This window comes from Ancylobacter mangrovi (assembly GCF_024752355.1).
In the GTDB taxonomy this organism is placed as follows: Bacteria; Pseudomonadota; Alphaproteobacteria; order Rhizobiales; family Xanthobacteraceae; genus Ancylobacter; species Ancylobacter mangrovi.
Window position 1 is genome coordinate 82,338 of record NZ_JANTHZ010000003.1, and the last position, 24,816, is coordinate 107,153.

At 70.7% G+C, this 24,816-nt stretch carries 26 protein-coding genes; 16 read left to right on the plus strand and 10 right to left on the minus strand.

Annotated elements, in window-relative coordinates; translation table 11 throughout:
- Positions 1–174 precede the first annotated feature (174 nt).
- The gene (locus NVS89_RS09645) at positions 175–618 is read left to right on the plus strand and encodes a MarR family winged helix-turn-helix transcriptional regulator (protein WP_258732458.1); all 444 of its coding nucleotides are present in this window, start codon (positions 175–177) and stop codon (positions 616–618) included.
- On the opposite strand, the gene NVS89_RS09650 is transcribed toward NVS89_RS09645, so the two are convergent.
- Positions 611–1,561: a LysR family transcriptional regulator gene (locus NVS89_RS09650; RefSeq protein WP_258732459.1), complete on the minus strand. Its 951-nt coding sequence runs from the start codon at positions 1,559–1,561 to the stop codon at positions 611–613. The two genes, NVS89_RS09645 and NVS89_RS09650, sit on opposite strands and share 8 nt — an antisense overlap.
- Positions 1,562–1,791: 230 nt before the next feature.
- Here NVS89_RS09650 and NVS89_RS09655 point away from each other — a divergent pair, with 230 nt between their 5' ends.
- The 4 genes from NVS89_RS09655 (at position 1,792) to moaB (ending at position 4,989) form a co-directional block, all read left to right on the plus strand.
- The gene (locus NVS89_RS09655; RefSeq protein WP_258732460.1) at positions 1,792–2,724 is read left to right on the plus strand and encodes a ring-cleaving dioxygenase; all 933 of its coding nucleotides are present in this window, start codon (positions 1,792–1,794) and stop codon (positions 2,722–2,724) included.
- 56 nt (positions 2,725–2,780) lie between these two features.
- Positions 2,781–3,416, plus strand: coding sequence for an alpha/beta hydrolase (locus NVS89_RS09660; RefSeq protein ID WP_258732461.1), 636 nt, complete (start codon positions 2,781–2,783; stop codon positions 3,414–3,416).
- A 91-nt stretch (positions 3,417–3,507) separates the two neighbouring features.
- Positions 3,508–4,425 carry a KPN_02809 family neutral zinc metallopeptidase gene (gene ypfJ, locus NVS89_RS09665; RefSeq protein WP_258732463.1) on the plus strand — a complete coding sequence of 306 codons (918 nt, stop codon included), beginning with the start codon at positions 3,508–3,510 and terminating at the stop codon, positions 4,423–4,425.
- A gap of 3 nt (positions 4,426–4,428) precedes the next feature.
- On the plus strand, positions 4,429–4,989 hold the full coding sequence (gene moaB / locus NVS89_RS09670; protein WP_258732464.1) for a molybdenum cofactor biosynthesis protein B: 561 nt from the start codon (positions 4,429–4,431) through the stop codon (positions 4,987–4,989).
- Positions 4,990–5,007: 18 nt separating this feature from the next.
- Here moaB and NVS89_RS09675 read toward each other — a convergent pair whose 3' ends face one another.
- Complete coding sequence (locus tag NVS89_RS09675; protein WP_258732465.1) at positions 5,008–5,592, minus strand: glycosyltransferase family protein; 585 nt, start codon at positions 5,590–5,592, stop codon at positions 5,008–5,010.
- A 325-nt stretch (positions 5,593–5,917) separates the two neighbouring features.
- On the opposite strand from NVS89_RS09675, the gene NVS89_RS09680 reads away from it, so the two are divergent.
- Together NVS89_RS09680 and NVS89_RS09685 are read left to right on the plus strand one after the other, a co-directional pair.
- On the plus strand, positions 5,918–7,027 hold the full coding sequence (locus NVS89_RS09680) for a PA0069 family radical SAM protein (RefSeq protein ID WP_258732712.1): 1,110 nt from the start codon (positions 5,918–5,920) through the stop codon (positions 7,025–7,027).
- Entirely contained in the window at positions 7,024–7,545 is a 522-nt protein-coding gene (locus NVS89_RS09685) for a VOC family protein (protein WP_258732466.1), read from the plus strand. Before NVS89_RS09680 ends, NVS89_RS09685 begins: the two co-directional genes overlap by 4 nt.
- A gap of 292 nt (positions 7,546–7,837) precedes the next feature.
- Here NVS89_RS09685 and NVS89_RS09690 read toward each other — a convergent pair whose 3' ends face one another.
- On the minus strand, positions 7,838–8,524 hold the full coding sequence (locus NVS89_RS09690; RefSeq protein WP_258732467.1) for a DsbA family protein: 687 nt from the start codon (positions 8,522–8,524) through the stop codon (positions 7,838–7,840).
- A 121-nt stretch (positions 8,525–8,645) separates the two neighbouring features.
- Positions 8,646–9,200, minus strand: coding sequence for a DUF721 domain-containing protein (locus NVS89_RS09695; protein ID WP_258732468.1), 555 nt, complete (start codon positions 9,198–9,200; stop codon positions 8,646–8,648).
- Between the two features lie 118 nt (positions 9,201–9,318).
- Between NVS89_RS09695 and mutY the strand changes: the two genes are divergently transcribed.
- Positions 9,319–10,413, plus strand: coding sequence for an A/G-specific adenine glycosylase (gene mutY / locus NVS89_RS09700; RefSeq protein ID WP_258732469.1), 1,095 nt, complete (start codon positions 9,319–9,321; stop codon positions 10,411–10,413).
- An 87-nt stretch (positions 10,414–10,500) separates the two neighbouring features.
- Positions 10,501–10,689 (plus strand): CsbD family protein, encoded by a 189-nt coding sequence (locus NVS89_RS09705; protein ID WP_258732470.1) that lies wholly within the window; start codon positions 10,501–10,503, stop codon positions 10,687–10,689.
- Positions 10,690–10,788: 99 nt separating this feature from the next.
- Here the strand turns inward: NVS89_RS09705 and NVS89_RS09710 are convergent, their stop codons facing one another.
- Positions 10,789–11,394 (minus strand): glutathione S-transferase family protein, encoded by a 606-nt coding sequence (locus NVS89_RS09710; RefSeq protein ID WP_258732471.1) that lies wholly within the window; start codon positions 11,392–11,394, stop codon positions 10,789–10,791.
- Between the two features lie 19 nt (positions 11,395–11,413).
- Positions 11,414–12,592 carry a site-specific DNA-methyltransferase gene (locus NVS89_RS09715; RefSeq protein WP_258732472.1) on the minus strand — a complete coding sequence of 393 codons (1,179 nt, stop codon included), beginning with the start codon at positions 12,590–12,592 and terminating at the stop codon, positions 11,414–11,416.
- Positions 12,593–12,693: 101 nt separating this feature from the next.
- Here NVS89_RS09715 and NVS89_RS09720 point away from each other — a divergent pair, with 101 nt between their 5' ends.
- Positions 12,694–13,761 (plus strand): FUSC family protein, encoded by a 1,068-nt coding sequence (locus tag NVS89_RS09720; protein WP_258732474.1) that lies wholly within the window; start codon positions 12,694–12,696, stop codon positions 13,759–13,761.
- Positions 13,762–13,764: 3 nt separating this feature from the next.
- On the opposite strand, the gene NVS89_RS09725 is transcribed toward NVS89_RS09720, so the two are convergent.
- The 3 genes from NVS89_RS09725 to NVS89_RS09735 all read right to left on the minus strand — a co-directional run bounded on the left by NVS89_RS09725 (position 13,765) and on the right by NVS89_RS09735 (position 16,188).
- A complete protein-coding gene (locus NVS89_RS09725) occupies positions 13,765–14,418 on the minus strand; it encodes a methyltransferase family protein (RefSeq protein WP_258732475.1) in 654 nt (217 codons plus the stop codon).
- A 109-nt stretch (positions 14,419–14,527) separates the two neighbouring features.
- Entirely contained in the window at positions 14,528–15,493 is a 966-nt protein-coding gene (locus NVS89_RS09730) for a DMT family transporter (RefSeq protein ID WP_258732476.1), read from the minus strand.
- A gap of 143 nt (positions 15,494–15,636) precedes the next feature.
- A complete protein-coding gene (locus tag NVS89_RS09735; protein ID WP_258732477.1) occupies positions 15,637–16,188 on the minus strand; it encodes an Lrp/AsnC family transcriptional regulator in 552 nt (183 codons plus the stop codon).
- A gap of 234 nt (positions 16,189–16,422) precedes the next feature.
- Between NVS89_RS09735 and NVS89_RS09740 the strand changes: the two genes are divergently transcribed.
- The 6 genes from NVS89_RS09740 to NVS89_RS09765 all read left to right on the plus strand — a co-directional run bounded on the left by NVS89_RS09740 (position 16,423) and on the right by NVS89_RS09765 (position 22,864).
- The gene (locus NVS89_RS09740) at positions 16,423–19,875 is read left to right on the plus strand and encodes a chromosome segregation SMC family protein (RefSeq protein ID WP_258732478.1); all 3,453 of its coding nucleotides are present in this window, start codon (positions 16,423–16,425) and stop codon (positions 19,873–19,875) included.
- A 262-nt stretch (positions 19,876–20,137) separates the two neighbouring features.
- Positions 20,138–20,524 (plus strand): AtpZ/AtpI family protein, encoded by a 387-nt coding sequence (locus NVS89_RS09745; RefSeq protein ID WP_258732479.1) that lies wholly within the window; start codon positions 20,138–20,140, stop codon positions 20,522–20,524.
- 92 nt (positions 20,525–20,616) lie between these two features.
- On the plus strand, positions 20,617–21,381 hold the full coding sequence (locus tag NVS89_RS09750) for a F0F1 ATP synthase subunit A (protein WP_258732480.1): 765 nt from the start codon (positions 20,617–20,619) through the stop codon (positions 21,379–21,381).
- Positions 21,382–21,446: 65 nt separating this feature from the next.
- On the plus strand, positions 21,447–21,674 hold the full coding sequence (locus tag NVS89_RS09755) for a F0F1 ATP synthase subunit C (RefSeq protein WP_258732482.1): 228 nt from the start codon (positions 21,447–21,449) through the stop codon (positions 21,672–21,674).
- 82 nt (positions 21,675–21,756) lie between these two features.
- Complete coding sequence (locus NVS89_RS09760; protein WP_258732483.1) at positions 21,757–22,371, plus strand: F0F1 ATP synthase subunit B; 615 nt, start codon at positions 21,757–21,759, stop codon at positions 22,369–22,371.
- A gap of 10 nt (positions 22,372–22,381) precedes the next feature.
- Positions 22,382–22,864, plus strand: coding sequence for a F0F1 ATP synthase subunit B family protein (locus tag NVS89_RS09765; protein ID WP_258732484.1), 483 nt, complete (start codon positions 22,382–22,384; stop codon positions 22,862–22,864).
- Between the two features lie 645 nt (positions 22,865–23,509).
- Here the strand turns inward: NVS89_RS09765 and NVS89_RS09770 are convergent.
- Entirely contained in the window at positions 23,510–24,811 is a 1,302-nt protein-coding gene (locus NVS89_RS09770; RefSeq protein ID WP_258732486.1) for a cell wall hydrolase, read from the minus strand.
- Positions 24,812–24,816 lie beyond the last annotated feature (5 nt).

The following is a 24,816-nucleotide window of genomic DNA, read 5'->3' on the forward strand; positions in this document are numbered from 1 at the left end:
CGGCAGCGCTCGCATCGGCGATGCTATAGAGGAGCGCACCTGCTTGTTCAAATCGCGGTAGGCCCCATTTGTCAGGGTGGCTTACGCAAAAACCCGCTTGTGGTCATGTCGCGCGCGAGGCACCTTTCCCCCGCAAAGCCGTCTAATCATTACCGGCTGTGCCAACAGGTGAACATGCCCGCCGACGACACACTCAAGCTCGACGATTTCCTCTGCTTCGCGGTCTATTCGGCCAATCACGCCTTCAACCGTGTGTACAAGCCGATGCTGGACCGGCTGGGCCTGACCTATCCCCAATATGTCGCCATGGTGACGCTGTGGGGCGAGGACGGGCTCACGGTCGGGCAGATCGGCGAGAAGATGCTGCTGGAGACCAACACGCTCACGCCGCTGCTCAAGCGGCTGGAGGCGGCCGGGCTGGTGCGCCGCGTGCGCGACGCCACCGACGAGCGGCAGGTGCGCATCCTGCTCACCGAGAAGGGCCGGGAGCTGCGCCGCGAGGCCGTCAACATCCCGCGCGAGATGGGGAGCTGCATCGATCGCGACATGTCCGAGATCGCCGCGCTGACCTCGCAGCTCACCACGGTGCGCGACACGCTGCTCTCGCGCCTCAAATAGCCGCGTCGCTCGCCGCCAGCCCCTTCTGGTGGCCGGCCTCGCCCTCGATGAAGCGCCGGTGCCGGGCGACCTCGCCGGCCAGGAAGTCGAGGAAGGCGCGCACGCGCGGCGAATGGCGCAGGTCTGGATGGGTCAGCAGCCACAGATCGGCGGCATAGTCGTCGTCGGGCGGGCCGAGCCGCACCAGGGACGGGCGCGAATCGCCGATCAGGCACGGGATATGGCCGATGCCGATGCCCGCCTCCACCGCCTCGGCGAGGCCGAGCACGCTGTTGATCTTGTAGCCGACGCGCTCGGGCGCGACATGCTCCTGCACGAACTTGACCGCCTTGAGCGAGCCGAGGCTGTCGCCCAGCGAGACCCAGTTGCGGGCGTCGAGCTGCTCCTGCGTGACCTCGCCCGGCTCGGGGAAGTCCTCGGCCCGGCCGTAGAGCGCCCAGGCGATGCGGGCGACCCGGCGGCCGACGAGGTTCTCCGGCGGATGGTCGGTGGCGCGGATGGCGACGTCCGCATCGCGCTTGGACAGGTTCAGCGCCTGGTTGGAGAGCACGATGTCGAGCCGCACCTCGGGGTAGCGCTCGCGAAAGCCCGCAAGGATGGGCACCAGCAGATGGATCAGCAGCGAATCGGGCACCGTCACGCGCAATTCGCCCGAGGGGGCGGGCTCGCGGCCGGCCAGCTTGCGCCCGACCGCGGTGATCTCCTCGTCGAGCCGGTTGGCGAGCGCGACCAGCTCCTCGCCTGCCGGGGTGAGGGCGTAGCCAGTGCGGTGGCGCTCGAACAGGATGGCGCCGAGGCTCTCCTCGATCTGCTTCAGCCGGCGGAACACGGTGGAATGGTTGACGCCGATCTGGGCCGCGGCGGCCGGAAGGCCCTTGGCGTCGGCCACGGCCTTGATGAGGCGGAAATCGTCCCAGGCGAGGTTCTTGAAAGGCTCGGCCATCGGCGTCTCCCCGCTCCCGGGCCCGCGGGCCCGACCAAGTCTCTGCGATGGCAGTCGAAATCAGCTCCGCAACGGTGGGCACCATAGCAGCAGGAGTGAGATTGCGTCAACGCAATTGAATGGGCATTCCATTGCGTCAGTGCCGGATTATCTTCCTCGCCAAGACGAGCGCGGATGTCGCGCTCACCGATCGAAGCGAGCCCCAGGCGGGTTCGCAGGAGGGTTAGACCATGATCCGCAACGGCATCCACCACGTGACCGCGATCGCCGGCAATGCGCGCCGCAACGTCGAGTTCTACACCCGCACGCTGGGCCTGCGCCTCGTCAAGAAGACCGTCAATTTCGACGATCCGGGCACCTATCACTTCTATTACGGCGACGAAGCCGGCTCGCCCGGCACCATCCTCACCTTCTTCCCGTGGGACCATGTGGCGCCGGGACGGCTCGGCATCGGCGAGACGCAGGAGACCGCGTTCCGCGTGCCGGCGGCCTCGATCGGCTACTGGACCCAGCGCTTCGTCGAGAAGGGCGTCTCGCATGAGCCGATCATCCGCCGCTTCGGCGAGAGCGTGCTCGCCTTCCGCGATCCGCACGGCATGCGCCTCGCGCTGATCGGCGTGCCCGGCATCGAGAACGAGCCGGCCTGGATCGGCACCGACGTGTCGGCCGAGCATGCGATCCGCGGCTTCCACGGCGTCAATCTCCTGCTCGCCGAGGCGGCGCCGACCGGCGCCATCCTGACCGACGTGTTCGGCTTCAAGGAAGTCGGCCGCGAGGGCCCGCTGGTGCGGTTCAAGGCCGAGGGCACGGATATCGGCGGCGTCGTCGACATCCACGAGGCCGGCGGCTTCCTGCCCGCCCGCATGGGCGGCGGCTCGGTGCACCACATCGCCTTCCGCGCCGCGGACGACGCGGCCGAGTTCGCCATGGTGAAGAAGCTGAACGAGAACCACGGCATCCGCACCACCGAGCAGAAGGACCGGAACTACTTCCGCTCCATCTACTTCCGCGAGCCCGGTCACGTGCTGTTCGAGATCGCGACCGACATCCCCGGCTTCGCGGCGGACGAGCCGCTGGCGCATCTGGGCGAGGCGCTGAAGCTGCCCGACTTCCTGGAAGGCAGCCGCAGCCAGATCGAGTCCGTGCTTCCCGAGATCGCGTGACATCCCGGCGCCGCCCCTCGCGGGCGGCGCCTCCCCATCCAGACGAGGAGGCCGTCATGAGCGCGAACGCTCCGCTTTCCTTCGTGCATCGCTTCGAGCCCGCCACCGAGGCGGGTGCTCCCCCGCTGCTGCTGCTCCACGGCACCGGCGGCGACGAGAACGACCTGATCGGGCTCGGGCGGATGCTCTCGCCCGGCTCGGCGCTGCTCGCCCCGCGCGGCAAGGTGCTGGAAGGCGGGATGCCCCGCTTCTTCCGCCGCCTCGCCGAAGGTGTGTTCGACGAGGAGGATGTGCGCCGGCGCGCGGGCGAACTCGCCGATTTCGTCCGCGAGGCACGCGAGACCTATGGCCTCGCCGCCCCGGTCGCCGTCGGCTTCTCCAACGGCGCCAACATCGCCGCCGCGACGCTGCTGCTGCGGCCGGGAACGTTTTCCGGGGCGATCCTGCTACGCGCCATGGTGCCGCTCGCCGACCCCCCGGCAGTGGCGCCCACGGATACGCGGGTGCTGCTGCTCTCCGGGGCGATGGACCCGATCGTGCCGGGCGAAAACGCCGAGCGGCTCGCCGGCCAGCTCCGGGCGGCCGGCGCGCGGGTCGAGCACCGGCTGCTGCCGGCCGGCCACGGCCTCTCGCAGGCCGATGTGAGCCTCGCCCAAGGGTGGCTCGCCGCCCCGGCGGAAGCGGTGGCATGATCCCTTAGGGAACATGTTGCCGCCATCCGCATTGCTGCCACGGCGCGGCTGCATCACTATCATGCCGCAATGGCAGGCAGTGGAGGCCGATATGCGTTGGGAGGATTTCCGGCGTAGCGAAAACGTCGAGGACCGCCGCGGCAGTGGCGGCTTTGGCGGCGGATTTGGCGGGCCCGGCGGGCGCATACCCGGCGGGCGCGGCAGTCTTGGTATTGGCGGGCTGATCATCATCGGCCTGATCGCCTGGGCGACCGGCATCAATCCGGCGGTGCTGATCGGCGGCGCCGATATCCTGATGGGCGGCGGCGACGACAGCGGCTACACCCAGCAGCAGTCACCGGCGCCCTCGGGCAAGCAGGGTGCGCCGAGCGACCAGATCGGCCAGTTCGCCGCCACCGTGCTGGCGCAGACCGAGGATGTGTGGACCGCCGTCTTCAAGGCGCAGGGCGAGACCTATCAGGACCCGGGCATGGTGCTGTTTTCCGGCGCCACCCGCTCGGCCTGCGGCACCGCGCAGTCGGCCATGGGGCCGTTCTACTGTCCGCTGGACCAGAAGGTCTATCTCGACACCTCGTTCTTCCAGGAGATGAAGCAGCGCTTCCGCGCGCCGGGCGACTTCGCCGCCGCCTATGTCATCGCCCATGAGGTCGGCCACCACGTCGAGAACCAGATCGGGCTTCTCGAGAAGGTGCAGGCGCGCCAGCGCCAGGTCTCGCGGTCGGAAGCCAACGCACTCTCGGTGCGGGTCGAGCTGATGGCCGACTGCCTCGCCGGGGTGTGGGCGCACCATGCCGACCAGCAGTGGCAGATCCTCGAGGAAGGCGATATCGAGGAGGCGCTGAACGCGGCTTCCGCCATCGGCGACGACAAGCTGCAGAAGCAGGCGCAGGGCTATGTGGTGCCCGACAGCTTCACCCATGGCAGCTCGGCGCAGCGGGTGAAGTGGTTCCGCACCGGGCTCGACACCGGCTCGATGGGCAAGTGCAACACGTTCCAGAGCAGTAACTGAACCATGAGTGCCGAATCCGCCGAGAAGATTTTCGTGCCGCTGGCCATCGCGGTGCTGACGATCTCCGACACGCGCGTCCTCGCCGACGACCGCTCCGGCAACACGCTGGTCGAGCGGATCGCGGCGGCGGGCCACAAACTCGCCGACCGGGCCATCGTGCCCGACGACGTCGAGACGATCCGCGCGCGGGTCGCCGGCTGGATCGCGGATGCGGGGGTCGACGTGGTGATCACCACCGGCGGCACCGGCTTCACCGGGCGCGACGTGACGCCCGAAGCGATCGAGCCGCTGTTCGAGAAGCGCATGGAGGGCTTCTCGACCGTGTTCCACATGGTCTCGTTCGGCAAGATCGGCACCTCGACCCTGCAGAGCCGGGCGACCGCCGGGGTCGCCAACGCGACCTATATCTTCTGCCTGCCGGGCTCGCCGGGCGCCTGCCGCGACGGCTGGGACGAGATCCTCGTCCACCAGCTCGACATTCGCCACAAGCCCTGCAACTTCGTCGAGATCCTGCCGAGGCTCGACGAGCACCTCAAGCGCGGCAAGCTGCGTGCGCCGGCCTGAGACACGGGCCGGCCGGTCTCAGCTTTCGGGCAGCAGCATCTGCGAGCGCAGCAGCACCATCCGCCCGCGCCCGATCCGCGCCACCAGCCGGCGGGCGGACTGCGCGCCGGCCTCGTGCCCGCCCAGCGCCTCGTAGAAGCGGCGATGGATCAGCAGCCCTTGTTCCGGGCGCGGCCGGCCGGTGAGCGCGTGGCGCGCCACGGCGGCCGCTTCCTTCAGCCGCGGCGCCACGCCGAAACCGTCGAGCGCGAGCCGGAAGGTGGCCGCGCGCCGGTCGGCAGCGCCCATGCGATCGACCTGGTCGGTGAAGGCGCGCACGTCGCGGGCCCAGCCTTCCTGCAGGATGCCTTCCGGCTCCAGGAACAATAGCCACGGGCTGCGGGCCGCCGCGGCGCCCTGGCGGTGGCGCGCGCCGGCATCGGCCGGGCCGCGCAGATACTCGCAGCCCGCCGCATCGGCGATTTCGGCGATTTCCGGCGAGGCGCCGGTGTCGACCAGCAGAACCTCGCGCACCACGCCGGCGGCGGCGCCCGGGACCAGCGAGGCGAGCGCGGGGATCAGGAGGCGGTGGGACCCACTCGTGGGAACGACGACCGAGATCACGCTTGGCTGCGGCTCCCTGAAGCGGAAAGGGGGCGGAGGGCGGTGCGGCTGAGGACCCTGCACGCAAAGCGCAAGGCGTTGCCCTGCCTATAGCAGGCGTCCGCGCGCGTGAAGCGGCGTCTTCCGCATTTCGATGTATGTTCTTGATATGTTCTCATGGCTGGACTAAGAATCCGGCATGGAACGCCGCACTGAACTTCTCCCCCGACAAAAGTCGCCGCCGGCGGCGGCGCCGAAGCATCTCGGCCGGCTGGCCGAGGAGCGGCGGGCGCTGCGGGAGAAGGAGGAGCGCGCGCAGGCGCGGGACACCTCGACGCTGTCGGAAATGGATGGCGGGCCGGAGCCGGCCGGGCCGTCGGTCGAGGCCGGGCGCCGGCGCGGCCGGGGCGCGCTCTCCAACGCGGCGGGCCGGTTCGAGCCGCAGGCTCGCGAGGCGTTCGACGACGGCTGGCAGAGCCTCGACGACCTGCCGGTCTTCCGCACCGACGTGACGGTGGAGCGGGCCCGCACCATCATCAACCGCAACGATTCGCCCGATGTCGGCTTCGACCGCTCGATCAATCCCTATCGCGGCTGCGAGCATGGCTGCGTGTACTGCTTCGCCCGCCCGACCCACGCCTATCAGGGCCTCTCGGCCGGGCTCGACTTCGAGACGCGGCTGTTCGCCAAGGCCGATGCGCCCGAATTGCTGGCGAAGGAGCTGGCGAAGCCGGGCTACGAGCCGCGCACCATCGCGCTCGGCATCAATACCGACGCCTACCAGCCGATCGAGCGCGAATGGCGGCTGACGCGCCGGATCCTGGAGGTGCTGAGCGATTTCGGCCATCCGGTCGGCATCGTCACCAAGTCCGCGCTGGTGCTGCGCGACCTCGACATCCTCGCGCCGATGGCCGAGCGGGGGCTGGTGAAGGTCGCGCTGTCGGTCACCTCGCTCGACCACAAGCTGGCGCGGGTGATGGAGCCGCGCGCGGCGACGCCGATGCGCCGCCTCGACGCGCTGCGCCGCCTGAGCGAGGCGGGCGTGCCCACCGCCGTGCTGGTGGCGCCGGTCGTGCCGGCGGTGACGGACATGGAGATGGAGCGCATCCTCGACGCGGCCGCCGCCGCCGGCGCGTCGGAGGCGGGCTATGTGATGCTGCGCGTGCCGCTTGAGATCAAGGACCTGTTCAAGGAGTGGCTGCTGGCCCATTTCCCGGATCGCTACCGCCACGTCCTGGCGCAGCTGCGGGAACTGCACGGGGGCAAGGAATATGATTCCACCTTCGGCCATCGCATGACCGGCAGCGGCCCCTATGCCTGGACCATGGCGCGGCGCTTCGAGATCGCGGTGGAGCGGCTCGGCCTGAACCGCCGCCACACGCGCCTGACGACGCGGGCCTTCAACCGCCCGCCACGCAAGGGTGAGCAATTGTCGCTGTTCGGGGAGGATGCATGATCGCGGTGGAGGAATGCGAAAACGGGCCGGAGGACGCGCCGGCCCGGGAATTGACGCGCGAGGCCGTGCGGCGGGGAGGGCGGGAGGTTCCGCCGCTGCGCCTGTCGCTGGTGACGCTCGGCGTGGCGGACCTCGTGCGCGCGGCCGCCTTCTACGAGAAGCTCGGCCTGGCGCGGAAGGTGCGCGAGGCCGGGGGCGTGGTGTTCCTCGAGGCCGGGCCGGTGGTGCTGGCGCTCTATCCGCGCCATGAGCTCGCGACCGATGCCGGCGTCGTCGACGGCCGGCACGGCCAGTTCGGCGGCGTGGCGCTGGCCTGCAACCGGGCGAGCCGGGCCGATGTCGACGCCACGCTCATCCGCGCGGTGGCGGCGGGCGGCCGGGCGCTGCGGCCGGCGCAGGCGACCTTCTGGGGCGGCTATTCCGGCTATGTGGCAGATCCCGACGGCTACCCCTGGGAGATCGCGCACAATCCCGGATTCGGGCTCGACGAGGAGGGCCGGCTGATCCTGCCGGCGTGAGGGGCGTGCCCTTCGTCGTGATGCTTACGGGCCACCCGCGGCGGGAAGGCCGCGGGGACGGAACGCTTGCCGAGCCGGCTCGCCTTGGCAGGCAGACGTGGCGGCGGCTCGGGCGGCCGCTCACGCCGCCGCGAACTCTCGCCACGGCGGCCGCCTGGGCCGCCGTGGGCTTCTCACTGCCGCCGCTCGGATCGCCGCCAGCCATCGCCGCCGCGCGTTCTTGCCGACTCATGTTCTCGCCGCCGCAGAATCTCGCCGGCTCGGGCTCTCGCCGACCCAGCCTCTCGCCGGCTCAGTTGGCGGTGAGAAGGGGCTCGAGCTCCTTGTCGAGCTCGTCCGGGCTGATCGCGCCGGAGATCTTCTTGCCGTTGATGAAGAAGGTCGGGGTGGCGTCGATGCCGAATTCCTTCGAGCCGCGCTCGGCCACCTGGTCGACCTCGCCGGCCAGCTTCTTGTCGTTGAGGCAGGCGTTGAACTGTTCCTCGGTCATGCCGCCCTGCTTGGCGATGGTGAGCAGCGCCTGCGCCGGGTTGTTGGTGAAGGCCCAGCTCTTCTGGGTCTCGAACAGCGTGTCGACCATCGGGTAGTACTTGTCCGGCCCCGCGCAGCGGGCCAGCATGAAGGCGGCCTTGGCGACGATGTCGAGCGGGAACTCGCGCAGGATGAACTTCACCTTGCCGGTGTCGATGTATTTCTCCTTGAGCACCGGGTAGGTGGTCTCGTGGAAATGCGCGCAGTGACCGCAGGTCATGGAGGCGTATTCGACGATGATGACCGGCGCGTCGGCCTTGCCGAGCACCAGATCGGGCAGCGCGCCCGGCGCCATCAGCTTGGCCATCTCCACCGTCTGCGCCTCGGCGCTGCTGATGAAGGCGATCTGGCCGGCGCCGAAACTCACCGGACTGGCGATCGTGAACAGGGCAGCCGCGGTGAGGGCGGCGGTCCCCAGCCCTTCGAGGAAGCGACGGCGATCGATCATGGTCGGTCTCCAAAACAGGTGCCGGGGCGATCGGTCGGCCCGGACGGAATGCGCCTACAGGCAGCGCGCGAACATGGCAACGGTGGGGCACCGCTGGTCTTTGTCACCGCTGCGTGAAGTGTCAGCGCCGCGGCCGCATGCGCAAGGGCCGCGACGGGGCCGGCGCCGCCGGCGTGCGGCGGTCCCGCGCGACCAGCGCGCCGAGGCGGGCGAGCGCCGCGGCGAGCTCGGGGTCCTCGAACGGGCCGAGCCGGCGGGCGATGTCGGCGCGGGCGGCGGCGTCGGGCTCGGCGGGGCGGGGCGGGCGCGCGGGCCGGGTGGCGACCGGCCCCTGGCGCAGCGCCAGCCGGCCGATGCAGCGCCAGCCGAAATAGCGGTTGACGCGCTCGACCACGACCGGGCCGAGATGCTGGAGCTCGATGGCGTAGCCGCCCTCGACGCGCACATGCAGCACGCCCGGCTCCGGGCTCTCCGGCCGGCTCGGCCAGACCAGCTTGACCGGCAGCGCCCGCGCCGCCATCACGTCGCCGACGATCTCGGCCCAGCGGGTGACGATCTCGACCGAGGCGATGCCGCGCTGGCGGCAGCTCTCGGAGATGGTGGCGTCCACCAGGTCCGCCAGCGGCCGGGGGGCGAAGGATCGGGGCACGTATGAGCCGGGCGGCTTGGGCGGCATGAGGGAAATCCACAGGCGGCGGCCGGCAGGGGCGCCGGGGAAAAGGCTGTTCGGGCGGAATGCCTTGCGGGAACGGCGCCGGGCCGCCACCCTGCCGGGCTTCCATTCCGAGGATCGCATGGCCGACGCCGCCAATCCAGCCCGCCTTCCGTCCGCGCCTTCCGCGGCGTCCCGCCTGCCCCCTCCCTCGCCCGCCGCGCTGCTCGCCTGGTACGACCGCCACCGGCGGCGACTGCCCTGGCGCGCGGCGCCGGGCGAGCGGGCCGACCCGTATCACGTGTTCCTCTCCGAGATCATGCTGCAGCAGACCACGGTGGTGACGGTCGGCCCCTATTACGCGGACTTCCTCGCCCGCTGGCCCGATGTCGGCGCGCTGGCGGGCGCGCGCCTCGAGGAGGTGCTCTCGCGCTGGGCCGGGCTCGGCTATTACGCCCGGGCGCGCAACCTGCACGCCTGCGCCCGCGCCGTGGTCGAGCGCCATGGCGGCCGGTTCCCGCAGGAGGAGGCCGCCCTGCTGGCGCTGCCGGGCGTCGGCCCCTACACGGCGGCGGCGATCGCGGCGATCGCGTTCGACCGGCGGGCCGCCCCGGTCGACGGCAATTGGGAGCGCGTGGTCGCGCGGCTTTTCGCGCTCGAGGAGACGCTGCCGAAGGCGAAGGCGCGCCTGAAGGCGCTCGCCCTGACGCTGCTGCCGCAGGCGCGCTTCGGCGATTTCGCGCAGGCGATGATGGACCTCGGCGCCACCATCTGCACCCCGCGCAAGCCCGCCTGCGCGCTCTGCCCGTGGCGCAAGAACTGCGCCGCCCATGCCGGCGGCACGCCCGAGCGCTACCCGCTGAAGGCCGCCAAGGCGGCGCGGCCGACCCGGCAGGGCATCGCCTTCCTCGTCGTGCGGGCGGACGGCGCGGTGCTGGTGCGCTCGCGCCCGGCGAAGGGGCTGCTCGGCGGCATGAGCGAGGTGCCCTCGACGCCGTGGGAGACGCAGGCCCCCGCCGATCCGCTGGCGCATGCGCCGCTGGCCGCGCAGTGGACGGCGCTGAACGCGCGCGTGAGCCACGTGTTCAGCCATTTCGCGCTCGACCTCGCGCTGTGGCGCGCCCGCGTGCCGGCGGCGACGCCCGCGCCGGCGGGTCACCGCTGGGTGCCGCGCGCGGGCTTCGAGGCCGAGGCGTTTCCGAGCGTCATGGTCAAGGTATTGCAATACATCGACTAATTGTGAGCGGCCGGAATGAACCGGCGGCGTCTCCGTGCGTTGTCTGGCACGTGTCCCGCATGGGTGGGACTTAGGGAGACGACGAAGATGAGCAGCAGCACGATGGACAAGGCCAAGGGCCACACCAACGAAGCGGTCGGCAACCTCAAGCAGGCGGCCGGCAAGGCGACGGGCTCGAAGAAGCTCCAGGCCGAGGGCAAGGTGCAGGAATTGAAGGGCGAGGGCCAGAAGGCCGTCGGCAAGACGAAGGACGCGGTCAAGAAGGCCGCCCACTGACACGCCCCGCCTGCCGGGACGGAGAGGCCGCCGCGAGGCGGCCTTTTCTGTTGGCAGGCACCGGAAGGGGCTCGGCCGGCAGTCCGGCTGGGTCGTCCCTCAGTCCAGCAGCCCGACATGGCCCGGCAGCGCGGCGACGCGCGAGAGCCAGCCGCGGATGGCGGGGAAGGGCGCGAGGTCGTAACCGCCTTCCTCCGCCGTGTGGGTGTAGGCGTAGAGCGCGATGTCGGCCACGCTGAAGGCGTCGCCCGCCAGCCAGTCGGCATGCGACAGGCGCGCCTCCATCACCGCGAGCGCCGCGTTTCCCGCCTCCAGCAGCGCGGCGAGACGCTCGGGCGTCGCGAGGTGGGCGCGCTCGGCATAGGTGAATAAGGCGCGGCGCACGGCGATGGCGGGCTCGTGGCTGTACTGCTCGAAGAACAGCCATTCATAGGCCTTCGCGCGGTCATATGCGTCGGCCGGCAGCAGCGCCGTTCCTTCCGCGAGATGCAGCATGATGGCGTTCGATTCGGCGAGGAAGCGCCCGTCGGCGAGCTTCACCGCGGGCACCTTGCCGATCGGATTCATGGCGAGATAGGCGGGCGTGCGGGTCGAGCCGTCGCGCGCGGAGACGGTGACGCGCTCGAGCGCGCGGCCTGTATGGGCGGCGACGAGCCGGACCTTGTAGCAATTGCCGGAATCGGGCTGCTCGTAGAGGGTGATCATGGCCGCCGCACCCGTGGCCTCACTCCGCCGCCATCGCCATTTCCGAGCGCACCAGCGCGCGCAGCGAATCGATCGGCCGCAGGCCCTCGCGGGTCTCGATGTGCCAGAAGGTCCAGCCGTTGCAGGCGTCGAGCCCCTGGGCGAGGGCGCCGGCGCGGTGGATGGAGCCGACCATGCCGAGCCCCGGCGCGGTCTCCAGCGACAGCGTGCCGTCGGCGCGCACCAGCGCGCGGAAGCGGCTTTTGGCGTCGGTGAGCAGGGTGCCGGGCGCGATCAGCCCGCGCTCGATCAGCGCGGCGAAGGCGATGCGCGGCGCCTCGCGGGCGCTGGGTGCGGGCGCGAGCACCGCCTCGGGCAGGCGCTCGACCGCGTCGACCCGCGCGCGGGCGGCCTCGGCATAGGCCTCGTCGCGCTCGATGCCGACGAAGTGCCGGCCGAGCCGCTTGGCGACCGCCGCCGTGGTGCCCGAGCCGAGGAAGGGATCGAGCACGACGTCGCCGGGCCGCGAGGAGGCGAGCAAGATGCGCGCGATCAGCGCCTCCGGCTTCTGGGTCGGGTGCAGCTTGCCGCCCTCCTCGTCCTTCAGCCGCTCGCCGCCCGAGCAGATCGGGAACAGCCAGTCGGAGCGCATCTGCACGTCCTCATTGGCGGCCTTCATGGCTTCGTAGTTGAAGGTGTAGCCCTTGCCGCCGGCATCGCGCGCGGCCCAGATCAGCGTCTCGTGGGCGTTGGTGAAGCGCCGCCCGCGGAAGTTCGGCATCGGGTTGGTCTTGCGCCAGACGATGTCGTTGAGGATCCAGAAATCGAGGTCCTGCAGCAGGGAGCCGACGCGGAAGATGTTGTGATAGGAGCCGATCACCCACAGCGTGCCGGTCGGCTTCAGCACCCGGCGCACGGCGAGCAGCCAGGCGCGGGTGAAGGCGTCGTAGGCCTTGAAGCTCTCGAACTTGTCCCAGGCGTCGTCGACCGCGTCGACGCGGCTGTCATCGGGCCGCTTCAATTCGCCCTGAAGCTGCAGATTATAGGGCGGGTCGGCGAAGACGAGGTCGACCGAGCGCGCGGGCAGCCGCGACAGCTCGGCGATGCAGTCGCCCCGCAGGATCGAATCGAGGGGAAGGCCGCCATCGAGGCCGGAGGAGCGCGAGGCTCCCGGACGGGAGACCCGGCGGGCCTCCCCATTACGCACCACCAGCTTCATGAACGCTTACCCGACGCTTACAGGACGCTACGGAATTCGTATCCACAATGTCCGTTGGTCAGGGTAAATACCGAGTAAAGGTATCGGGTGAGGATCGCGACATGGCCGACATGCCGCCGCCGGCAACGCCCGCCGGTGCCTTTCCCGGGGAGGTATCGCCCGAGCCGTCGCGCTGGCACGGCGACGGGCTGATCGCCCGCTCCATCCGCTTCGCGCTGACGGTGATGGCGCCGATCACGGCCGGGATGCTGGTGGGCGTCGACACCTGGCTGGTCTACGCCATGGTCACCTCGATCCTGAGCTTCGCGCTCGACACCGGCGGGCCGGCGCCCCAGCGTTTCACCCTCATGGCGGTGGCGGGACTTGTGGTGGTGGCGGGCACCGGGGTCGGAACGCTGGCCGCGGGCCATACCGGCCTGCTGCTCGTCGCCTTCGCGGGAGCGGGAGCGCTCTATGCGCTGGTTGAGAGCATCGACCCGAGCGCGGCGGCGGCGGCGCGCTTCATGTGCCTGACGCTGGCGATCGGCGCCCTCTACGCGCCGCTGGCCGGGCGCGACGTGCTCGTGGTCGCGGCGTTCGCCGCCTATGCCTGGGCGGTCTCCATCGCCTGGGACCTGCTGACCGGCGCGCTGCGGCCCTCCACCGCGCCCTCGTTCGCGGAGGTGCTGGCGCGCCTGCGGGCCACCGAGGGGCCGCGCTGGGTGTTCGCAGCCTCGGTCGCGATCGCGGTGCCGCTCGCCCTGATCTGCAGCCTGTCGCTGGGCCTGCACCGGCCCTACTGGGCGCTGATCGCCATCGTGCTGGTGCTGAGGGCCGACGCGCTCTCCAGCCGCCAGCAGATGGGGCAGGTGCTGCTCGGCACATCGATAGGGGTGGCGCTGGCACTCGCCTATGGCGCGGTGCTGCCCTCCCATTCCGCGCTGCTGGTCGGCATGGCGGTGGCGGCGCTGATCCGCTGGCCGGCGCAACAGCTCCACGGCGCGCTCGGAACGGCGGCGCTCACCGCCTTCATCATGCTGCTGCTGGAACTGGTGGCCGGCAGCGTCGCCGGCGCCTCGCACGACATCATCGAGCGGCTGGTCGACGTCGCGGTGGGCTGCACGTTCGCGATGGTGGCGCTCGGCCTCGACAGGGTCGGGCGGCGCCTGCTCACGCGCTTCGGGCGCTGAGCGTCAGGGCACCATCCACAGCACCGGCAGGACGTGGTGGGCCTGAAGCATCTCGATGCCCTCGGCGAGCGGGATCGAGGCGAGGAAGACGCAGGCGTCGACGAAGGTGCGCACCACGAGGCGGGGGCGGATCTCCAGCGTGTCGACGTTCCGCCACAGGCCGAATTTCGGCAGGAAGCGCGGCACCCGCGCCTTGTAGGAGAGATAGGGTTCGCCGAACGCCTCGGAGAGGAAGCGCTCTTCCTTGCGCACCACCACCGTGAAGACCAGCACCGTGATGATGGCGGCCGCGACCGCCGCCGTGGCGCTGCCGAACTGCGCGCCGGCGCCGGCGGCGCCGATGAAGGAGAAGACGTAGAGCGGGTTGCGGCACACCGAATAGGGGCCGACCTCGACGATGGTCGCCTTCTTGCGCCCGCCAATATAGAGCGAGCACCAGGTGCGCCCGGCGATGGCGACGAGGATCAGCGCGAGGCCGATCGTCTCGATCGTTTCGTGGAGGTTGTTGTCGCCCTCGTCCGGCCACAGCGAATGGCCGAACAGCAGCACGCCGACCGCCGCTGCCCCGAGGACGAAAAGCACCAGCTTGCGCGAACTCTGGACCGCGGCGATGTCGAAGCTGGCCGAGGGGCGAGGCGTGCGTTGTGCGTTGCTCATTGAGGCCTTCCACGGGCGGCGAACGGGATTTATCCCTCCTTCATACCCCGCTCGCGGCTTTTTTCAGGCGACCGGCGTCATTTCGCCGCGCGCTCGCTCCTCGCCGCCGTCACGCCGGGGCGAGGCGACGGTCGCGCAGGGCGAGCCCGGACAGTACCAGCGCGAAGCCGAGCGCGTGGTAGAGGTGCAGCGATTCGCCGATCAGCCCGACCGCCAGCGCGGCGCCGAACACCGGCATGAGCTGGAGGAACTGGCCGGCCCGGGTGGGGCCCAGCACGGTGACGCCGCGCGCCCAGAGCACGAAGCCGAAGGTCGGCAGGCTGCCGACATAAAGGATGAGCATCGTCGTGGTGCCGGCCGCCTCGCCGTCGAAACCGCGCTGCGCGATCTCCCAGGCGGCGACCGGGGCGAGGGCGAGCAGGCCGAAGGGGATGCTGGCGGCGAGGGCGGCGGCCGGCGACAGCGTGGAAGGGAAGCGCTTCAGCAGCACGGCATAGAGCGCGAAGGCGGAGATGCCGAGGAACAGCAGCATGTCGCCGCCGCGCAAATCCATGCCGATCAGGTTGCCGATGTCGCCGCGCGCCACGATCAGCGCCACGCCGGCGGTGGAGAGGGCGAGGGCGAGGCGCGAGCGCGTGCTGGTGCGCTCGCCCAGGATCAGCCAGCCGAAGAGGCCGACCACGATCGGCGCGGCCGAGCCGATGATCGAGCCGTTGACCAGCGTGGTGCGGGCGAGGCCGGCATAAATCAGCACGGTGAAGACGGCGATGTTGAGCACCCCCGAGGCGGCCCAGAGCGGCCAGAGGCGGACTATCTCGCCCCGCTTCTGCGCCAGCTCGCGCCAGGTGAAGGGCAGGAGAAGCGCGAAGGCGAGCGCCCAGCGCAGGGCCGAGAAGGTCGCGGGCGAGATGACGTCGGCGGCGAGATGGCCGGCGAAGAAGTTGCCTGACCAGAGCAGCGCGGCCCCGGTGAGGGCGAGGGCGGCGAAGGTCGCGGGTGAACCGGCGAGGCCGGCGCGGGCGCTGCCGGCGGTACGCGAAACCAACGGATTCAACGTGTCTGCCACGAATGCCATGACGCGTCTCCCAGGGTCCGAAGGACAGGCGCTGCCGGTGGGGTATCGCCGCATTGCCGATATAGGTCAGTGTAGTTGACCCAATGCGGCATGTCCTTGCGTTGTTGGTCGCGCGTTCGCGCTATGGCGGCAGATTCTGCCGCTCAGGGCCGCTTTCCTGGGCTTCGCATTCCATTGCCCTCTTTTTCGGCAGCCGAATCCGCCGCGAGAGGGGTGGGGCGCAGATGGTCGAGCGGCAGCCGGCCGCTCTCCTTCACCCGCTTGAGCGCGAGTGAGGAGCGCACGCCGCGCACGCCGGGCAGGCCCATGAGGATGTCGTGGGCGAAGCGGGCGAAGCCTTCCAGATCCTCGCAAACCACCTGGAGCAGGTAGTCGCTGTCGCCGGTCGCGCTGTAGCAGGCGATCACCTGCGGCAGCGCCATCACCGCGGCCTCGAAATCGTTGGCCGCCTCCTCGACCTGCCGTTCCAGATGGACTTGGATGAAGGCCAGCACGCCGAGCCCGAGCCGGCTGGCGTCCAGCCGGGCCTGGTAACGCGCGATCAGGCCCTCCTCCTCCAGCCGCCGCGTGCGCCGCAGGCACGGGGAGGGCGAAAGGCCGATGCGCTCGGACAGTTCGGCGTTGGTGAGCCGGCCATCCTCCTGAAGCTCGCGCAGGATGCGCAGATCGAACATGTCGAGCGGAGGCGGACGCATGTTCTGCCTCCTGATGCCGGTTTCGAAGCAGGATCGGTCGTTCGCAAAGAGAATGAAGGCAGGGCGTGCCGCGTGGCAATTAGGCTTTGGTCAGAAACGCTGTCCGATCTGCCGCGAACACGCGCGCCGGGCAGTGCGGTCGGGCCATAAAGAAGCGGTCAGGAACGCAACATCTCGTGGATCGCGCGCCCGCCTCCACTTGAACTTGTGTCTCAGCGACGGCACGCTGGCGCCATGAAATTCACCCGGCTGCGCCTCACCGGCTTCAAGACCTTCGTGGAGCCGACCGACATGCTGATCGAGCCCGGCCTCACCGGCGTGGTGGGGCCGAATGGCTGCGGCAAGTCGAATCTGGTCGAGGCGCTGCGCTGGGTGATGGGCGAGAGCTCCTACAAGGCGATGCGCGCCGAGGGGATGGACGACGTCATCTTCGGCGGCACCACCAACCGGCCGGCGCGCAACACCGCCGAGGTGATGCTGGTGGTCGACAATCTCGACCGCTCGACCCCCGCCATCTTCAACGAAGCCGACATGCTGGAGATCTCGCGGCGGATCGAGCGCGAGGCCGGCTCCTCCTACCGTGTGAACGGGCGCGAGGTGCGTGCGCGCGACGTGCAGATCCTGTTCGCGGACGCCTCCTCCGGCTCGCGCTCGCCCTCCATGGTGCGGCAGGGGCAGATCGGCGAGATCGTCGGCGCCAAGCCCTCCGCCCGACGGCGCCTGCTCGAAGAGGCGGCCGGGGTCGCGGGCCTGCATGCGCGCCGGCACGAGGCGGAGATGCGGCTGCGCGCGGCCGAGACCAATCTGACCCGGCTCGACGACGTGATCGGCCAGATCAGCGGCCAGCTCGACGCGCTGCGCCGCCAGTCGCGCCAGGCCTCGCGCTACCGCGCCGTGTCGTCCGACATCCGCCGCAACGAGGCGGCGCTGCTGTGGCTGCGCTGGCTGGAGGTGACCGGCGCGCTCGGCGAGGCGGGAGAGGCCTTCGACCTCGCCCAGCGCGAGATCGCCGCCTGCACGATCGCGCAGGGCGAGGCGGCGCGGCAGGCCGCCATCGCCGCGCACGGCATTCCGGCCCTGCGCGAGGCTGATGCGGTGGCGGCCGCGACGCTGCAGCGCCTCGTGCTGGCGCAGGGCGAACTCGACCGCGAGGAAGCCCGCGCGAGCGCGCGGCGCGAGGAGCTCGACCGCCGGCTCGCCCAGCTCGGCGGCGACATGGAGCGCGAGCGCGCGCTCGCCGCCGACGCGCAGGAAATGCTGGAGCGGCTGGTCGAGGAGACGATCGAGCTCGAGGAGGCGCAGGCCGGCGCCGGGGAGATGGAGAGCGACGTCCTGGCCGCGCGCGAGGAGGCGGCGATGCGCCTCGCCGATTCCGAGCGCGCCTTCGCCGACGCCACCGCCGCCCTCGCCGAGGGTGCCGCCCAGCGCGGGGCGCTGGAGCGCGCCGTGCGCGAGGCGGGCGAGCGCCTCGCCCGGTTGGAGCGCGAGAACGAGCAGCTCGCCGGCCAGCGGCGCACGCTCGAGGCGGGCGCGGGCGCGCATAGGCTTGAGGAGCGCCGCGCCGCGACCGAGGGCGCGCAGGAGCGATTCGCCGCCGCCGAGGCCGCGGCGCAGGAGGCCGAGGCCGCGCATGCGCAGGCACGCGCCGCGCTCGACAATGCGCGGCGTCCGCTGGCCGAGGCCGAGCGCACGGCCCAGCGCCTCGACACCGAGGCGCGCACGCTCGCCAAGCTGCTCGATGTCGGCACCGCCAAGCGCTGGAAGCCGGTGCTCGATTCGATCCGGGCGATGCGCGGCTACGAGGCCGCGCTCGGCGCCGCGCTGGGCGATGATCTCGACGCGCCGGACGATCCCGCGGCCCCGGTGCACTGGTCGCTGCGCCCGGGCGAGGGCGACGCCTCGCTTCCGCCGGGCGCGGAGCCGCTCTCGAACCATGTCGAGGCGCCCGTCGTGCTCGCGCGCCGCCTTGCCCAGGTGGGCGTGGTCGAGCGCGCGGATGGCGGGCGTCTCGCCCCGCTGCTGAAGCCTGGCCAGCGCCTCGTCTCGCGCGAGGGCGATATCTGGCGCTGGGACGGGCTCGACGCCGCCGCCGACGCGCCGACCGCCGCCGCGCGGCGCCTCGCCGAGCGCAACCGCCTCGCCGACATCGAGGCCGAGCTGGTCGAGGCGCGTGCGGTCGTCTCCACCCATCGGGCGGCGCTGGAGGCGGCCGAAGGGGTGCTGCGCGGCGCCGGCCACCGGGAGAACGCCGCCCGCGATGCGCGGCGCGCGGCGCTGCGGGCCATGGAGACGGCGCGCGACGAGCTCGCCCGCGCCGAGCGCGCCTCGGCCGAGGAGGCGACGCGGGTCGCGGCGCTCGCGGCCAGCCTCGAGCGGGTCGAGGGCGAGCGCGAGGACGCGGCAATCGCGCTGGAGGAGGCCCGGCAGGCGGTGACGGAGCTGCCGCCCATGGTGGAAAGCGAGGCCCGGCTCGCCGAGGTGCGCCTTCAGGTGGCGCAGGACCGGGCGGCGCTGGCCGAGGCGCGCGCCCATGCCGAGGGCGCCGCCCGCGAGCGCGAGCAGCGCGCGCGCCGGCTCACCGCGATCCGGGGCGAGCAGGCGTCCTGGCAGTCCCGCGCCTCGGGCACGGGTGAGCGGGTGGCGGCGCTGGAGGCCCGGCTCGCCGAGGCGGGGCACGAGCGGGCCGAGCTCGACGACGCGCCCAATCTCTTCGCCGGCCGCCGCCGCGCGCTGCTGAACGAGACCGCGAAGGCGGAAGCCGCGCGCCGCGAGGCATCGGACGGGCTCGCCGCCGCCGAACTCGCCCAGCACGAGGCCGACCGCGCCGCGCGTGCCGCGCTTGACGCGCTGGCGGCCGCCCGTGAGGCCGGTGCGCGCGGCGAGGCGCGACTCGAGGCGCTGCGCCAGCGCCGCGACGACCTGATGCGCGAGATCGCCGACATGCTCGACGGCACGCCGGAAAACGCCCGCGAGATCGCCGGCTTCGAAAGCGATTCGGCGCTTCCCCAGCTCGCCGCGGTGGAAGCCGAGCTCGACCGGCTGAAAGGCGAGCGCGAGCGGCTCGGCGCGGTCAACCTGCGCGCCGAGGAGGAACTCGCCGAGATCGAGACCCGCCAGCAGGGCCTTGCCGCCGAGCGCGAGGACCTGACCGAGGCGATCAAGCGGCTGCGGCAGGGTATCTATGGCCTCAACCGCGAGGCGCGCGAGCGGCTGCAGGCGAGCTTCGCGGTGGTGGACGGCCATTTCCAGCAGCTCTTCGGCACGCTGTTCGGCGGCGGCGAGGCCCGACTGGTGCTGACCGATTCGGAAGATCCGCTGGAGGCGGGCCTCGACATCATCGCTAAGCCGCCCGGCAAGAAGCCGCAGTCGCTCTCGCTGCTCTCGGGCGGCGAGCAGGCGCTGACCGCCATGGCCCTGATCTTCGCCGTGTTCCTGACCAACCCGGCGCCGATCTGCGTGCTCGACGAGGTCGACGCTCCGCTCGACGACGCCAATGTCGAGCGCTTCTGCAACCTGCTCGACGAGATGCAGCGGCTGACGGAGACGCGATTCGTCACCATCACCCACAACCCGATCACGATGAGCCGGATGAATCGGCTGTTCGGCGTCACCATGGCCGAGCAGGGGGTGTCGAAGCTGGTCTCGGTCGATCTCGCGACCGCCGAAAGCTGGCGCGAGGCCAGCTGATCGGTGCCCGTTCCGGGCCGATGCGGCGTTCGGCGTATTCCGTCACGTCGCCTGGTATGCCAAAAACATGGTTATGACCTTCCCTTGGTGCCGGGGCGCGTCCCGAAGGGCTGCGACAGGCTGTCCACCCGTCAATTTTGTAGTTATTTTTCAATAGGTTAAAAGATACGCTCATATCCTTGACACCCCTTGGGGCGATCACTATGGTGCGCCCGGCTTCGGGGTCGGAAAATCCTTCTCTGGCAGGGCTCGAGCGCAGGTTATGGACGACCGGGACAAAACGGACGGCCAGAAAGGTTCGGGCTCGCCGGAAATCTCCGATGCCGAGCTTTCGGGCAGGCTCCATGGGCTCGGCCGCGCGATCGACAAGGTTCGCGCCGAGCGCAAGGTGGACGAAGAAGAGGTGTCGCTGTCGAAGGACAGGACATCGACCTCGGCGGGGATGACGCTGGCTTTCCGGCTGGGAAGCGAGTTCGTCGCCGGGGTGCTGGTCGGCGCCGGCCTCGGCTGGGGCTTCGACCGCCTTCTGGGCACCTCGCCATGGGGCTTCATCGTGTTCCTGCTGCTCGGCTTCGCGGCGAGCATCCTGAACATGATGCGCGCCGCCGGGGAAACCGGCCGGAAAACGCCGCCGGAAGGCGGGGCGTGAGCGACAGTTGAATTGAACGGTGCCGGCGCAGGGCCGGTGCCAGAGACGGGGCGGGCGCCGGACGGCGCCGCGTTTGAGGGCAGCGACCGGCGATGGCCAGCGAAAGCGTGATCGATCCGATCCACCAGTTCCACATTCTCAAGATCGTGGATCTGGGGGAGCCCGGCGGTGTCCAGCTCGCCTTCACCAATTCCGCCGCGTTCATGTTCGGCATCGTGGCGCTGATCTTCTTCTTCCTCACCTTCGCCACCCGCGGGCGCACGCTGGTGCCCGGCCGCCTGCAGTCGATGGCGGAGATGTCCTACGAGTTCGTCGCCTCGATGGTGCGCTCGACCGCCGGCAATGAGGGGATGAAGTTCTTCCCGCTGGTGTTCTCGCTGTTCATGTTCGTGCTGGTGGCGAACTTCATCGGCATGATCCCCTACGGCTTCACCGTGACGAGCCACCTGATCGTCACCGCCATGCTGGCGCTGGTGGTGATCCTGACCGTGATCATCTACGGCTTCATGCGCCACGGCACGCATTTCCTCGGCCTGTTCGTGCCCTCGGGCGTGCCGGCCTTCCTGCTTCCCTTCATGGTCGTGATCGAGGTCATCTCCTTCCTCTCGCGTCCGATCAGCCTGTCGCTGCGTCTGTTCGCCAACATGCTCGCGGGCCACATCGCGATGAAGGTGTTCGCCGGCTTCATCGTGATGATGAGCGCCAGCGGCTTCCTCGGTCTGCTGGGCGGGACGCTTCCGCTCGCCATGGTCATCGCGCTCACTGCGCTCGAATTCCTGGTCGCCGCCCTGCAGGCCTACGTCTTCGCGGTGCTGACCTGCATCTATCTCAACGACGCGCTGCATCCGGGGCACTGATCGGCGCGTCGCGGGACACTCATCCAGCCTTCAACTCAATCAGCGAAATTCAATAGGAGAAGACCATGGATCCGATTGCCGCCAAGTTCCTCGGCGCCGGTCTCGCTTGTTTCGGCATGGGCCTTGCCGCTATCGGTGTGGGTAACATCTTCGGCAACTTCCTCTCGGGCGCGCTGCGCAACCCGTCGGCCGCCGACGGCCAGTTCGCCCGCGCCTTCATCGGCGCGGCCCTCGCGGAAGGTCTCGGCATCTTCGCGCTGGTCGTCGCGCTGGTTCTGCTGTTCGTGGTCTGACGCCTTCAGCGTCGCGGGCGGGCCGCCGCGCGGCCTGTCCGTGGCGTCAAGAGCCGACGTTCCATTGAAGGAAGCCTGAACCATGCCCGAGACCCAGGGTCCGGCCGGTATTCTCGTCATCGCCCAGGCGGACGCACCCGTCGCGCACGGCACGCCGCCGCGTGACGGCGTGGAGTTCGAGGTGCCGTCGACCGAAGCGCATGGCGGGGGCTTTCCGCCCTTCGACGTGCACACCTTCCCCTCGCAGATCATCTGGCTGGCGATCGCGTTCGGCGCGCTCTACCTGCTGATGAGCCGCATCGCGCTGCCCCGCATCGCGAACATCCTCGAGGAGCGCCACGACCGGGTCGCGGACGATCTCGAGGAGGCGGGCAAGCTGAAGGCGGAGAGCGAGGCAGCCGCGCAGGCCTATGAGCATGCGCTCGCCACCGCGCGCGGCAAGGCGCACGGCATCGCCACCGAGACCCGCGACAAGCTCTCGGCCGAATCGGACGCGAGCCGCAAGTCGCTGGAAGCCGAGCTGGCCGCCAAGCTGGCGGCGGCGGAGGAGCAGATCGCGACCACCAAGACGGCGGCGATGGCCAATGTGCGCGGCATCGCCGTGGACGCGGCCGGTGCCATCGTCGGCGAGCTGATCGGCTCCGCCCCGGTGCCGCAGGCGGTCGAGGCGGCCGTCGACGACGCGATCAAGAGCTGAGGGCGCGGATATGGGTACAGCCGAACTCTGGGTAGCCATCGCCTTCGTCATCTTCATGGCGATCGTGATCCGGGCCGGTGCCTTTTCCGGCATCGCGCGCTCGCTCGACTCGCGCGGCGAGCGCATCCGCGCCGAGCTGGAAGAGGCGCGCCGCCTCAAGGAAGAGGCGCAGAAGCTGGTGGCCGAATACAAGCGCCGCCAGCGCGAGGCGGAAGCCGAGGCCGAGGCGATCATCACCACCGCCAAGGCCGAGGCCGAGCGCCTCGCCGCCGAGACCAAGACCAAGCTCGAGGACATGATCGCGCGCCGCACCAAGATGGCGGAGCAGAAGATCGCGCAGGCCGAGGCGCAGGCGCTGGCCGACGTCAAGGCAGCCGCCGCCGACGCGGCGGTGAAGGCGGCCGAGACGCTGCTCACCGCCAATGTGGTGGGCAAGACCGCCGACAAGCTGCTCGACGAGGCGGTCTCCGAGGTCAAGTCGAAGCTGAACTGACCGGCGGCAGACTTCTTTCCGACGACGTTTTCAGATGCCCGGCCTCGCGCCGGGCATCTTGCGTTTGGGGCCGGCGGTCATCGGGTTGGAGTGGGTGTTCGGGGCAGGGCACAGCGGCCGGGTGCGGACGCTTGGGGGCGGTAGGGGCTGATTACGCGCCGGAGCTGGTCAGCGACAGAGCGCTCCAATAACCGGGCGAATGCCGTCGGATCGTATCCCCCGCTTCCGGGCAGTCTCGGGGGCCCCGCGAGGATCGCGCAAGAAGCGGCGGTCATTCAAGGAAGCGGAAATCGCGCAGGAAGCGGAAGCCACGCCGAATGGGCCCGGCGCGGCCGAGGACCCGGGCTCCTCCTTTGGCGGCGCCGGCGTGGGCAACACGCCGCAACGAGCTTCCCGCCGGGAGATCGAACCCCGGCCGACAACGAGCCTTCAGAGAAACACACGCGCCCACCGGGCTCCGGTGCGCGGACAAACCGTCCGCAGACGCTGGCGATTTGGGAATTACATCGCCCACCGGCTTCTGGCGCGCAGTCGAGTCGTCCGCAGACAGCGACGCTTTCGGAAAAAGTATCCCGCCCGCCGGCCCCTCGCGCACGGCCGAGCCATCCGCCCGGCCCGATGCGCCGCCGGCCAGGCACACCCGCGTCAGCTCGACCAGCGTCGCGGCCGGTAGAAGGTGTGCGCGCCAATCCGGTCGAGCTTGCGCATCTCCCGCACCCAGCGCGGGTGCACCGAGCGGGCGTGATAATGCGTTGCGCGGCCGACCTTCTCGTCCCAGACGCGCCCGTTCAGCATGTCGTCGGCAATCTGCTCGGCCTGCTTCCACAGCTCCGGCTCGGTCACCACGTCCTTCACATTGTCGCAGGCGAAGGTGAACTGGCAGGCGAATTTGCGCTTGGCGTTCTGGTAGACCGTGCGGCAGACATCGGCCGGGTAGTAGCCGGAGAAGACGCGGTTGACGACCACCTGCGCCACCGCGATCTGGCCGCGCAGCGGCTCGCCCCGGCTCTCGAAATAGACCGCTTCCGCGAGGCATTTGACCGAGCGGGCGAGGCGCTTGCCGGTGAGGCCGAGCCGCTCCGCCGGGCTCGGGCCGTCGATGGCCTGATCGTCGTCGGGGTCGCCGGACTTCTCGGCGGTGGTGGTGCCGCCGTCGTCGTCGGGGTCCTCGGAATGGAGGAAGGGCTGCGGCGGCAGCGCGACGCTGTCATAGCCGAAGATGAAGGCGGACTGCCGGTAGAGCGGGAGCTGCTCCTCGGCCTCGGCCGTCCGGGCATTGGGGTCGTCCGCGGCGTCGCCGTCCTCGGGGCCGAGGGTCACCGCCGGCCCGCCGCCATCCTCGAGCTGGCTCGGGTCGCCGGTCGGATCGCCGGCGGCGACGGAGTAGACGCCCTCGGTGGCGCGCGCGGCCACGTTCGGCGCGTCCGTGTCGTCATCGGCCGCCTCGTCGGGGTCGGTGCCGATGCCCGCATCGGCGAGCGAGCCGGTGCCGACGCCGGTGCCCGTCCCGGTGCCGGTCCCGCCGGTGGATGCGGTGGTGGTCGCGGTGCCCGCACCGCCAGTGCCCGCCGGCGTCATGTCGCCCGCCAGGGCGAGCGGTCCCGGCTCGTCGGGCGCGGCGTCGACCGGCGCGATGGGGGCCATGGCCAGCCGGTCGCCCTTGTCGGTGCGGTTGATGTCGAAGCCGAGCGGCACCGCATGCGGCGCCTCGGGAATGGCGGAGCTGGCGAGCAGGGCCGAATGGGAGGGCCACGCGAAGGTCGAGGCCTTGAGGACGTGCAGCGAGCCCGAGAGCATGGAGAAGCGGACGCGCTCGGCGACGCCCGGCTGGTGGGCCAGAAGGTCCCGGATGTCCTGCGGACCGATGCTCACGCTGCCGCCGACCACCATGGCCACGAGCAGCGCCAGCCTGATTCCGATGTTCTTGACCCGAGACTTGATCCGCATCCGAC